Annotated in this window: 10 protein-coding genes; all 10 read right to left on the reverse strand. The window is 46.0% G+C overall.

The annotated features are described in order from the left end of the window. Nucleotides 1-146: 146 nt before the first annotated feature. The gene (gene carB / locus ACYQ3Q_RS05785) at nucleotides 147-3,320 is read right to left on the reverse strand and encodes a carbamoyl-phosphate synthase large subunit (RefSeq protein ID WP_459927672.1); all 3,174 of its coding nucleotides are present in this window, start codon (nucleotides 3,318-3,320) and stop codon (nucleotides 147-149) included. A 2-nt stretch (nucleotides 3,321-3,322) separates the two neighbouring features. Next, a complete protein-coding gene (gene carA / locus ACYQ3Q_RS05790) occupies nucleotides 3,323-4,435 on the reverse strand; it encodes a glutamine-hydrolyzing carbamoyl-phosphate synthase small subunit (protein WP_459927673.1) in 1,113 nt (370 codons plus the stop codon). 63 nt (nucleotides 4,436-4,498) lie between these two features. Next, nucleotides 4,499-5,809 carry a dihydroorotase gene (locus ACYQ3Q_RS05795; RefSeq protein WP_459927674.1) on the reverse strand — a complete coding sequence of 437 codons (1,311 nt, stop codon included), beginning with the start codon at nucleotides 5,807-5,809 and terminating at the stop codon, nucleotides 4,499-4,501. Further along, entirely contained in the window at nucleotides 5,796-6,734 is a 939-nt protein-coding gene (locus tag ACYQ3Q_RS05800; RefSeq protein ID WP_459927675.1) for an aspartate carbamoyltransferase catalytic subunit, read from the reverse strand. Before ACYQ3Q_RS05800 ends, ACYQ3Q_RS05795 begins: the two co-directional genes overlap by 14 nt. A gap of 350 nt (nucleotides 6,735-7,084) precedes the next feature. Then, the gene (pyrR, locus tag ACYQ3Q_RS05805; protein WP_291299801.1) at nucleotides 7,085-7,639 is read right to left on the reverse strand and encodes a bifunctional pyr operon transcriptional regulator/uracil phosphoribosyltransferase PyrR; all 555 of its coding nucleotides are present in this window, start codon (nucleotides 7,637-7,639) and stop codon (nucleotides 7,085-7,087) included. A gap of 335 nt (nucleotides 7,640-7,974) precedes the next feature. Next, a complete protein-coding gene (locus ACYQ3Q_RS05810) occupies nucleotides 7,975-8,979 on the reverse strand; it encodes an RluA family pseudouridine synthase (protein ID WP_459927949.1) in 1,005 nt (334 codons plus the stop codon). A gap of 19 nt (nucleotides 8,980-8,998) precedes the next feature. Beyond that, nucleotides 8,999-9,511 (reverse strand): signal peptidase II, encoded by a 513-nt coding sequence (gene lspA / locus ACYQ3Q_RS05815; protein ID WP_459927676.1) that lies wholly within the window; start codon nucleotides 9,509-9,511, stop codon nucleotides 8,999-9,001. 396 nt (nucleotides 9,512-9,907) lie between these two features. Continuing rightward, nucleotides 9,908-10,573: a TraR/DksA C4-type zinc finger protein gene (locus ACYQ3Q_RS05820; RefSeq protein ID WP_459927677.1), complete on the reverse strand. Its 666-nt coding sequence runs from the start codon at nucleotides 10,571-10,573 to the stop codon at nucleotides 9,908-9,910. Nucleotides 10,574-10,593: 20 nt separating this feature from the next. Further along, on the reverse strand, nucleotides 10,594-10,884 hold the full coding sequence (locus ACYQ3Q_RS05825; RefSeq protein ID WP_459927950.1) for a DUF5665 domain-containing protein: 291 nt from the start codon (nucleotides 10,882-10,884) through the stop codon (nucleotides 10,594-10,596). Nucleotides 10,885-11,112: 228 nt separating this feature from the next. Continuing rightward, the gene (pduL, locus tag ACYQ3Q_RS05830) at nucleotides 11,113-11,691 is read right to left on the reverse strand and encodes a phosphate propanoyltransferase (RefSeq protein WP_459927678.1); all 579 of its coding nucleotides are present in this window, start codon (nucleotides 11,689-11,691) and stop codon (nucleotides 11,113-11,115) included. Between the last annotated feature and the right edge of the window lie 180 nt (nucleotides 11,692-11,871).

Below are 11,871 nucleotides of genomic sequence, written 5' to 3' on the forward strand. Positions count from 1 at the left end.
TAATTCGAGGCTCGATGTTCGAAGTTCGAGGCTCGAATAGTTAATAAACACAATCTTGATTGAATATCGAATATCTCACAGAATACATCAAAATTAAACTTTAGTAACTTCCGTTCGTGCCTCGAGCATCGTACTTCGCGCCTCGCTTACAGCGGCAAGAGACCCGGTGAAATACTTTCTAGCACTTGGAGTAACGCGGCAGCAGTGTCTAAACTCGTAAAGCAGGGAATGCCATGTTCCACAGCTGCTCTTCGAATCGCAAAACCATCACTTTCTTGGACCCGACCATGGGTCGTAGTATTAATGACATATTGAATTTTTTGTCTCCGAATTCCGTCGATAATTTCGTTCGAACCGTCATGCAGCTTCGCCACCTGTTCCACCCTTAGTCCCTTACTCTGCAAATAGAGTGTGGTCCCTTTGGTAGCCATAATTCTAAACCCAAGTTCTGCAAACCTGCGAGCAAGGTCTACACCTTCCTCTTTATCGCGATCTGCTAGAGTCATAAACACTGAACCATAGGTTGTAAAGGATAAACCGGCTCCCAAAAGCGCTTTATAGAGGGCCTTTTCGTAAGTCCTATCCATTCCCATTACTTCACCCGTGGATTTCATCTCCGGTCCTAAAGACGGTTCGACCCTTTGCAGTTTAGAGAAGGAGAAGACAGGAGCCTTAACAGCAACCCGATCTCCCGTTGGCCAGAGACCGCGCGGGATCGCGATTTCGTCCCATTTCCTTCCTAAAATCACTTGAGTCGCCCAATCAATGATCGGAACCCCGGTGATTTTGCTAAGAAAAGGAACTGTTCGGCTGGATCGTGGGTTGACTTCGAGTACAAAGAGTTCTTTCTTATAAATTACATATTGGATGTTAAGTAACCCTTTAACCTTCAACGATCGAGCCAGCGATTCAGTTAAAGCAACGATGCGCTCTTGCATACTTAAATCGATGGTTTGAGGCGGATAAACCGCAATGGAATCTCCAGAATGAACCCCTGCCCGTTCTAAATGTTCCATGATCCCCGGGATAAAGACGTTCTCTCCATCCGAGATTGCATCGACTTCCACCTCTTTGCCGAGCAGATATTGATCCATCCAGATCTCCTGCTCCGCTGAGGCAGATAAGGCACGCCTGACAACGGCCTCCAATTCCTTCTCTTCATAAACGATGTCCATCGCTCTTCCTCCGAGGACATAAGAAGGACGGACCACCAAGGGAAATCCTATTTTCTGAGCCACTCGCTGCACTTGCTCCATGTTCGTGGCCCCGCCTCCGCGTGGTCGTTTTGCCCCTAGTTCCTGCAGAACACGGTCAAAGGTTCCCCGCTCTTCTGCCCGGTCAATGTCTTCTACAGCCGTTCCTATGATAGGATAGCCGCGTCGCGCTAGCCCACTGGCCAAACCAATCGCCGTCTGCCCTCCGAACTGGACAATCACTCCATCGGGTTGTTCTTTATCTAGGATGGCTGAGACATCCTCTAAGGTTAAAGGCTCAAAGTAAAGACGATCAGCCGTGTCAAAGTCCGTCGAAACAGTCTCAGGATTGTTATTAATAATAATACTCTCATACCCAGCTTTTCTGAGTGCCAAAACCGCGTGCACTGAGCAATAATCAAATTCAATCCCCTGTCCGATTCGAATCGGGCCAGATCCTAAAACAACGACTTTGGGCTGCTTGTGAACCTCCCCTTCATCTTCAACATCATAACTTGAATAGAAATAGGGGGTCGTGGCTTCAAACTCTCCAGCACAAGTATCCACCATCTTGAAAACGGGTCGAATACGATGCTCTTGCCTAAACTGCTGAACCTCATCTTCCGTACCCTTCCAGAATGTCGCAATTTCTTGATCTGCAAACCCGAGCCGTTTAGCACTAAGCAGCGCGTCTTTATCCCACGGTGCTTCTTCAAGTAAAGGTATGTTATCCACTAAACGCTTAATTATCAGTAAGAAATAGCGATTCCAGCCTGTTTCCTCAGCCAGCCAATCCACCGTCCAACCGCGTCTCAGTCCTTCTGCCAGAACGAACAACATTCGATCATCCGGTTGTTGACAAAGAGTTTTAAGTTCTGAGTCAGCAAGCCCCTCAAGTTCCAATAACCGAACCCCATAAACTTTAATATCCAAAGAGCGGATTGCTTTGAGCAGGGCGGTTTCTAAGTTCCGACCGATTCCCATCACTTCTCCTGTTGCCTTCATCTGAGTACCTAAGCGTCGGTCCGCTTCACTGAATTTATCAAAGGGCCAGCGTGGAATCTTAACCACAACATAGTCTAAGGCTGGCTCAAAGCAAGCCGAGGTTTTCCCTGTCACCGCATTTTTTAGTTCAGTTAGTGTATACCCTAAAGCTATTTTAGCCGCGACCTTAGCTATCGGATATCCGGTCGCCTTAGAAGCGAGGGCACTAGAACGACTTAAACGAGGATTAACCTCGATAACCACGTACTCCATACAAGAAGGGTGCAGGGCAAACTGGACATTACATCCCCCTTCAATTTTCAGACCGTTGACGATCCGTCGGGATGCACTGCGGAGAATTTGAACCTCCCGATCCGTCAAGGTTTGACAGGGCGCGACGACAATACTATCCCCAGTATGTACTCCTACAGGGTCCATATTTTCCATATGGCAAATCGTGATGCAGTTTCCGGCTCCATCTCGGAGAACTTCAAATTCAACTTCCTTCCAGCCAGCGACACTTCGTTCCACTAGGATCTGCCCAATCAGACTAGCTTGCAGACCACTTTCGGCAATCTGTTTTAGTTCTTCTGTATTTTGGACAATCCCGCCCCCAGTACCTCCCAAGGTAAAGGCTGGACGCACAATCAAGGGATATCCTGTCTCCGTCGCAAAAGCGAGTGCCTCTGAAACTTGAGACACAATTTTACTCTCTGGTATAGGTTCTCTAAGTTCTTGCATCAAGGCTCGAAAGCTTTCCCGATCTTCCGCTTGATCAATGCTTAGCAGGGAGGTTCCCATTAAAGCAACCCCACAGCGATCTAAAACTCCTCGTTTAGCAAGTTGATAGGCTAAATTCAGGCCGGTCTGCCCACCCATAGTAGGGATTAATCCATCCGGTCTTTCCCGCTCAATAATCCGTTCCACAGATTCCACCGTTAATGGTTCAATATAGACACGGTCTGCTGTTTCCCGATCCGTCATAATCGTTGCTGGGTTGGAATTCACGAGAATGACTTCGACGCCTTCCTCACGCAAAGCCCGGCAAGCCTGCGTACCGGCATAGTCAAACTCTGCCGCCTGCCCAATAACTATCGGGCCTGATCCAATCACCAGAACCCTTTTCCACTCTTTTTTGGGCATTGTTAATTCCTCCCCTTTCTGATTAAGCTTTTCTCGACGATTTCCTTAAACCGATCAAAGATTACTGCGTTCTCTTCCGGTCCTGGAGCCCCTTCAGGATGAAATTGTACGGACAGGACAGGGTAACTCTGATGTTCCATGCCTTCGACGGTCCCATCATTGAGATTCAGCAACGTCACTTCGAAACCGGAGCCTGCTAGTGACGCCTCCTGCACAGCGTAACCATGGTTTTGGGAGGTCATAGTCGCTTTTCCAGAACGCGTATCAATGACGGGATGGTTTCCCCCGCGATGCCCGTAAGGGAGTTTATAGGTTTCCCCACCCGCAGCCAAGGCCAAAAGTTGATGCCCTAAGCAAATGCCCAAGACTGGCAACTTGTCATATAATCTTCGCACTGTGGCAACTTCTTCTGGCAACTCTTCAGGATCTCCAGGACCGTTGCTCAACACCAATCCGCGAGGATGATGACTGAGAATTTCTTCTGCGGTAGACCTGGCTGGAAAAACCATGATTCTAAACCCTCGCTTTTGAAGGTGACGGATAATATTTCGCTTAACTCCGAAGTCAAGCACAGCGAGTAATGGACCTGATCCTGGAATTTCGTAGGCCTCCTTAACCGTTGACCGATAAACCCAGTGCTCACGTTTACCCGCCGCCTCATCCTGACCCTGATAATTCGTCCAGAACTCCAATCCCGCCTCCCTAGTTAGAACCAGTATACCGGGTAAGGTCCCAAATTGACGCAGATACCTTGTCAAAGCCCGTGTATCCACGCCTTTCAAGCCCTGAACACCTTGCTGTAGACAATAGTCCTCCAGAGACCCTTCGCCATGTAAACTTCCCTCTCCCTGGGAAAGTTCTCGTAAAATGAGTCCCTGAAGACGAGTTTTATCCGCTTCATTTTCTTCATGGTGCCAGCCATAATTTCCGATTTGCGGTTGAGTTAGGACAAGGATCTGCCCCGCATAGGACAAATCTGTGACCATTTCTTGATAGCCACTCATTGACGTATTGAAAACTACTTCCTGTTCTGTCACTGAGTTGGAACTCTTCAACCACGCCCCAAACGCTTCCCCCTCAAAGGTCGTCCCATCCTGAAAAACGAGATAAGCCATCTCAGACACTCCTCTCTTACCGCTCTTTCTTTGGTTTCTATACCTGTTTTTAAGTTCCCCGATTCATAGTACCGTTCTATTTCTCTGTACAAGCCGACCTTCCACCCACACCATCACGGGTAAACCCTGGAGAGTTTTTCCTAAGAAAGGTGTATTTCTTGCTTTGGAAACCAGCGAAGCGGGCTCAATCATTTCCGCGAAGTCTGGATCAAAGAGCACCATATCCGCCGGGGTCCCAGGTATTAACGATCCCCCACGCAAGTTAAAGCGCTTTGCCGGAGCGTAGCTCCAAGCCTCGATCACCCGCTCAAGACTTAGCCGTCCTGGCAGCACTAAATGTTGCCAAACCGCACTCAGCGCGGTCTCCAGACTGGCAATTCCAAACGGAGCCTCTGCAAAGGGACGTGCTTTTTCCGCCTGAGTGTGTGGAGCGTGGTCGGTGGCCATCATATCTATGGTTCCGTCGCGAAGTCCCTCGATTAGGGCCTCTCTGTCCGCTGGTGAGCCTAGCGGAGGATTTACTTTAAGTACTGTATCCGTTATGGTAATGTCTTCATCACAAAAGATCAAATGATGAGGATTCACTTCTGCAGTAACATCCACACCCTTCGCTTTGGCCCGACGAATCAGCTCCACGCTCTCTGTCGTAGAAATATGAGCAAGATGAAGTTTTCCCCCAGTCTCCTCCGCTAACAACAGATCTCTTGCCACAATCACACTTTCTGCAATGGCTGGAATCCCCCTTAATCCCATCCTCGTCGAAGCGACTCCCCGACGCATTAAGCCCTCTCCAGCCAATTCTTGATCTTCACAATGACTAATAATGGGGAGACCCGTGAGTTTGGCATATTCTAACGCTAACCGCATCATTTCTGCATTTTGAATATTTTTACCATCATCGGAAAAAGCGGCAGCTCCGCCCTCTTTCATATCTGCCATTTCGACCAGTTCAAGCCCCTGCATACCCTTCGTCACTGTCCCAATCGGATACACCTGGGCATAGCCTGCACGTTCCCCCTGCCTGCGTACAAATTCTACTAAGGCTCGATTATCAATCACGGGTAGAGTATTAGCCATAGCCATAATTGCAGTAAACCCGCCCCGCACTGCAGCCCGTGAACCGCTCAAAATATCCTCTTTATCTTCCTGCCCTGGTTCACGCAAGTGCGTATGAACATCGATCAGCCCTGGGAAAAGAAACTTTCCTGTTCCATTAATAGTCTCCACAGGTTCCCCTTGAGCTTTAGCTAAGACCACTTCCTCGGTCATGGAGGTGGAAATTGCTAAGACTTGCCCACCCTGAACGAGAACATCTTGAGGGGATGATAGTTTTTGACTTGGGTCAATAACCTGGATATTTTTAAGCCACCACATTGCTAGAACCTCCTATCAGTAAATAAATCAAAGCCATGCGAATGGCCACCCCGTTTGTAACTTGACGCTCAATCAAAGCGTCTACACCGTCTGCCACATCATCCGATATTTCCACGCCCCGATTCATAGGTCCAGGGTGTAGCACAATACTTTGCTTTCCTGTTTTCTTCAGGCGATCTACCGTCAGACCATAGAGATGACTATACTCACGTAAGCTTGGAAAGAGTCCACTTTTCTGGCGTTCGAGTTGGAGACGAAGTGCCATCACAATATCCGCCCCCGGCAAAGAGCCATCTAGGTCATGGCTAAGCTTAACTCCTCCAAGTCCTTCCATTTCAATGGGAACCAAGGTCGGTGGACCTACAAAGGTTACATCGACACCCATTTTCTGAAGACACCAGGCATTACTCCGCGCTACCCTAGAATGCAAAACATCCCCAACGATGACAACTTTTTTGCCTTCTAATTCTCCTAAACGCTCTTGCATTGTGAAAACATCTAGCAAAGCTTGAGTTGGATGCTCATGCTGACCATCTCCGGCATTAATAACTCCAGCCTGAAGAATATCCGCCAAAAAATTTGCCGAACCAGAACTCGGGTGACGAATAATCACCAGATCCGCTCGCATAGCTTGAATTGTCTTAGCTGTATCGAACAAGCTTTCCCCTTTGCTCACACTGCTCTGGGCTACTGCAATACTTGTGGTATCGGCTCCCAAAACCTTGCCTGCCATTTCGAAGGAGGTTCGTGTACGTGTACTAGCCTCGTAAAAAAGATTGACCACAGATTTACCTTTCAACGTAGGTAACTTTTTGATCGGACGCATTAAAATTTCTTTCATCACTTTCGCAGTATGCAAAATATGACGAATTTCCTCAACACTCATATCCTCTATCGCGAGAACATCTTTACGCTGCCATTTCATTGGAAACCTCCTAAATTTTTTTTGCATGCAAGAAGGGGATGGTTCTTGCCTTGCACTCTTGATTTAAACTTGACTTGCATTCCTGACTTTTCCTTACTAATATCTAGAATTACTCCAAAAATCGAGATCTGCTTTTTTCCTTAAAGTTCTCCATTTTAGTAGAGTGTAGTTACTAGTAGTATTCTTTGAAGATACTTGTCCTAGTAACCGCCAAAAACCGTCTTTTTATCCCCGAACAATAATAAAATCCTCTTCCCAAAGGGAGAGGATTAAAATAGGCACAGCCTAATTCCACTCGCCCCTTGGTTATCTCTCTGGACAACATTTAAAGGGTAAAGTCTCAATAATTTTTATATATCATCTCGCTCCAACAAAAGAACGTCTTCGTCCCCATCCACTTCCTGCAAACGTACCGCTACGATTTCGCGCCGTGAGGTGGGTAAATTCTTGCCTACATAATCTGCCCGAATAGGCAACTCCCGATGTCCACGATCCACCAGTACTGCCAGCTGGATTCGTTCTGGCCTTCCCAAATCCATTGTCGCATCTAACGCGGCTCGGGCCGTTCGACCAGTGTAGAGCACATCATCAATCAAAATAACACTTTTTCCTTCAATGCTCACCGGGACATCTGTTTCATGAACGACTGGATGGACATCTATGGTGCTTAGGTCATCTCTATACAATGTAATATCTAAAATTCCAAGTGGAACCTTTACTCCCTCGAACTCCTCAATGTATTGTTGAATCCGTTCAGCTAAAGGCACCCCTCGGCGACGAATCCCTACTAGGATCAGTTTCTCAGTTCCTTTATTTTTTTCGACAATTTCGTGTGCGATGCGAGTTACCGCTCGACGAATCCCATCAGCATCTAAGATTTTACTTTTAATCGTGCCTACTTCCACAGCTCACTAACTCCTTTCGCCCTAGTGCTTATCCTTAGCTCGGAAATTTAGTATAAAGAAACTTTCTGATAAGTATAAAAAAAACTGTCTGAAAAGCAGACAGTCCTCCGACACTTCCGTCTGCCTTCCCAAGCCTCACAGGACTTCATTAAAGGCCTTATCACTTGTCACTTAGTGTACTAAAAGATCGTCCAAAAGTCAATGTGATGATCGCTGAATCGATGGAAATGAAATTACACCTCGTCACCCTTAGGAAGAAGGCTCTTAGTGAATTTCATTCAATCGTGAGACTCCCACTCAAATGGGAGTGATGCCTCGTACTCTGCTTTATCTCCTCAATTTGTGCCTAATTTTTTAATAAGGGCTGCAAACACTTTAGGTAAAGGAGCATCGAACTTCATCCACGTCCCACTACGCGGATGTTCAAATCCCAAATGCGTAGCATGAAGCATTTGTCCGTGAAGGCCATAAGAATTTCGCTTTGGTCCATACACAGGATCTCCAAGAACCGGATGCTTAACATAGAGCATATGAACACGAATTTGATGAGTTCGACCAGTCTCTAAACGTACTTCAAGGAATGAGACTTCACTAAAACGATCTAATACGGTATAGTGGGTCACTGCCGGTTTCGAATGATGCATCACTACAGCCATTCGCTTGCGGTTCGATGGGTCACGACCAATTGGCGCATCGACTGTGCCAGAAGGTTCTGACACCACCCCATGAACTAAGGCTAAATATTTTCTCTCCATCGTGTGCGCTTTAAGTTGAGCGGCCAGCCCTACATGAGCAATATCATTCTTAGCCACCACTAGAATTCCGGAGGTATCTTTATCAATGCGATGAACAATCCCTGGCCTTAATACCCCATTAATTCCAGAAAGATTGTGACAGTGATATAACAAAGCATTCACCATTGTACCTGTCCAGACCCCTGGAGCAGGATGTACCACCATCCCTTGAGGCTTATTAACGACTAGTATATCCTCATCCTCATAAAGAATCTCCAGCGGAATATTTTCCGGTTCGGCTGTAGACGCCCTTAGTGTAGGGATAGTTACTTCAATCATATCCCCCAGACGCACCTTATAATTCGCTTTTTTGGGCAAGCCATTGACTCTGACGCATTCTTGAGCAATGATTCCTTGAACGAAAGATCTGCTTTTACCCAAAGCATCCGTCATTCCGACATCTAAGCGAATTCCTTCAGGAAGACTATAGGTTTCTATTTCAGTAAAATGATTAGAATCAATCACTAAATTTTCTTCGTTTAATGCCTGATCGTCTAATTCGAAATCCTCTAACATGACTTCACTCGAAACTTTTTCCACTCTCAAAACCGCCAATACTTCATTCTTATTTCTCAGTTATAGACTCACCATTAGGTTGATCTTTGAATTCGCCTTTAGACTCATCTTTAGATTGATCTTTGGATTTTTCTTCTTGATATAAAGCCAGCATCAGTAACCCCGCCCCTACTACAATCATGCTATCTGCAAAATTAAAGACATAGGGCCAAATCTGAAAATCAAGATAATCCACCACACGTCCTATAACAAGTCTGTCGTATAGGTTCCCCAGTGCTCCGCCTCCGATCATTCCTAAAGCCAAGCGTGTGATCGTTTCGTCACGAGAAATTCGAAACTGTCCATATATCACTCCGCCCACCACTAAAAACGCGGTAACAACAAAAATCCAAGTTTGGCCGGCCATCAGGCCAAACGCCGCGCCTGGATTGAGGACATATGTCAAATGAAATATTTTCGGGATAACTATCAGCGTCTCGCCAGGAATAAAGTTTGTTTGAACCAGGACTTTAACTAAACGATCAATACCCCATACCCCGATCATTGCAAGCCAAACCAACAACCGACTACCCCCCACTCTTCTTTTCCTCATCTTAACACAGGGCTTGAATCGGGGCAAACTATCATAAAGCGGCATGAAGGACGGTTCTTGTTGCCCTCTATGGAAGAGCAGGTAAACCGCCGCCCTCATGCATCCTTCCTCTCAAGCTCGCTTTTGCGTCCTTAGACGCAAACAGAATAGGTACCCCATCCTTTCCTAACCACCGTCGACCCAAGCTAAGAGGAAGTTTCTTGGCTTAGTGAGCACGATTAGTGGAATTGCGTCAATGAGCGTGGTCGATCAGGCGTGAAGAACCGCAACTGTTCACATGCAGAAAGCCCAGAAGTTTTGCGGTTTAGCCTGAGCGACAAGCGAATAGCAATGGAACGTTGTGCGAACGAGCCAAGATACTTCCTCCTAAGTGCGACCATGCTCCTTACTATAGTGAATCATATTGTCCGGTTCCCTCTGGGTTTCGATTGTTTCTATAGATTGGACCGCCCCTATCACTTCATCCGAATCTTCATAGAGGTCATTAGGGTCAGATATATCCCGATTTGTACCTAAATCTTGAAGGGAATCTGCAGTACCGTAGCGAGCCACAGCCTGCCAAGAGTCCTCACCATCAAACTCTACGCGATCTGTGCCATCGTTAAAGGTTCTAGAAAAGGGTCGATTCAAAATCTCGTTCTCAACAGGGTCGCGATGTAAGGAATGTTGCTCTTCCTTCTCTTCCTCACGACTACATTCTGCACATACGGTCGTATAAGGTAGGGCCTCCAGTCGTTCAAACGGAATTTCGTGCCTGCAATGTTCACACTTTCCGTACTCTCCTTTGTCAAATCGCTCCAAAGCAGCGTCAATCGCTTCAATTTTGTGGAGAAGTCGATCATGTTGAGCGACATCCCGAGATCGTTCATAAACTTCTGTACCAACGTCAGCAGGGTGATTATCTATTAGAGACAATTCCCCCAAAGACTCTCTCATGTCTACGGTGAAAAGTTCTGCTGCGGTCTCCATAGATTCCTTTTTCTCTTTGCGGAGTATTTCAATCAATTTACTATAATGCGTTCTATCCTTCAAATTGTAGCCCCCTATCGTTTCTATGGCTGATTTACATATTTACTTAATTCTGCAATAAACCCTCCAATGACCGGCAAATTAAGGACAACGATGCGTTTTAACAAGAAATAAGCAAATCCGGCTAGGACTCCCGCTCCCAAAGCTGTACCCAGTCCACGCAAAAGACCGATTAAGAAATTAAACCATAGCAGGCGGCCTGGACGATTTAGATAAGCAATGTATTCGGCCAATCTCATCTTTTCTAGAGTCTCTGCCAACAATATAACTTGCTTTCTTAACCCGTCTAACTCTTGTTCGGTAACGGGATCGATTACTTCTTTCTCAGCAGCGAGAAACACGCTTGATTTTGTTTCATTGTCCGAATCGCCCACACTCTCACCTCACTAAAGCATATAGTTAGTCTTCCCACGTCTAGCAAAATTACTACTGAACTCAACCATTAGCTTAAACAAAAAAACCAGAAACTAGTTCTGGTTTTCGGTACTCTCAAAAAAGATCCTACATTAAATTCTAATCTATTCAACCAGTAAATGCTACCCCTACTTCGAATAAATTTCCAGTTCTTGGCCATTGGCCAATCCAAAGGCATTGCCTTCATCCGTATCCAAATGTAAATCCAAAGCGTAGTCAGGGCTAACTCGAACGAGTACCCGTTCTAAAATTCCCCCTCTTGGACCAGGAATGGCGACACTTACATGGTCCCCATCTTTTAATGAATACTTTGTGGCATCTTCAGGAGTCATGTGGATATGACGAGCAGCAATAATCACACCTTGATCCAAGTGAATACGACCCTTTGGGCCTTCGACATCAATACCTGGGGTTCCTTCAAGTTTTCCTGAATCCCGGACTGGAGGTTTAACCCCTATTTTAAACCTATCTGTCTCAGTAAGCTCTACTTGAGATACTTTCCTTGCAGGTCCCAAAACACGGACTCCGGTGATCGACCCTTTTGGTCCGATCAGAGTTATCGTCTCTTCACAGGCAAACTGACCAGGTTGGCTTAGGTCTTTTGTTTTGGTCAAAGTATACCCTGCTCCAAAAAGAGCTTCAATATGTTCTTCTGACAAATGTATATGGCGATTAGAAATGCCTACAGGTGCTTTAAAAATTCCCATAGAGTTTATCAACCTCCCTGTTCAATAGCATGCCCTTTCAAACTCTGCCTAAGTGACTTGTTTCAAGTGCAAACCATTCTATTTCTGCTATTATACTCTATTTTAAACAGAAACGACATAATGATTTCAATAATTTTGTCGAATAGACCAATATTTTGAATATTCTGCGGGAAATTCAAT

This window comes from Desulfosporosinus burensis, from assembly GCF_054657535.1.

What these genes read in the sequence shown, in the direction of transcription:
- carB (WP_459927672.1), bottom strand. Translation starts at nt 3,320, where the DNA reads ATGCCCAAAAAAGAGTGGAAAAGGGTTCTGGTGATTGGATCAGGCCCG.
- carA (WP_459927673.1), bottom strand. Translation starts at nt 4,435, where the DNA reads ATGGCTTATCTCGTTTTTCAGGATGGGACGACCTTTGAGGGGGAAGCG.
- ACYQ3Q_RS05795 (WP_459927674.1), bottom strand. Translation starts at nt 5,809, where the DNA reads ATGTGGTGGCTTAAAAATATCCAGGTTATTGACCCAAGTCAAAAACTA.
- ACYQ3Q_RS05800 (WP_459927675.1), bottom strand. Translation starts at nt 6,734, where the DNA reads ATGAAATGGCAGCGTAAAGATGTTCTCGCGATAGAGGATATGAGTGTT.
- pduL (WP_459927678.1), bottom strand. Translation starts at nt 11,691, where the DNA reads ATGGGAATTTTTAAAGCACCTGTAGGCATTTCTAATCGCCATATACAT.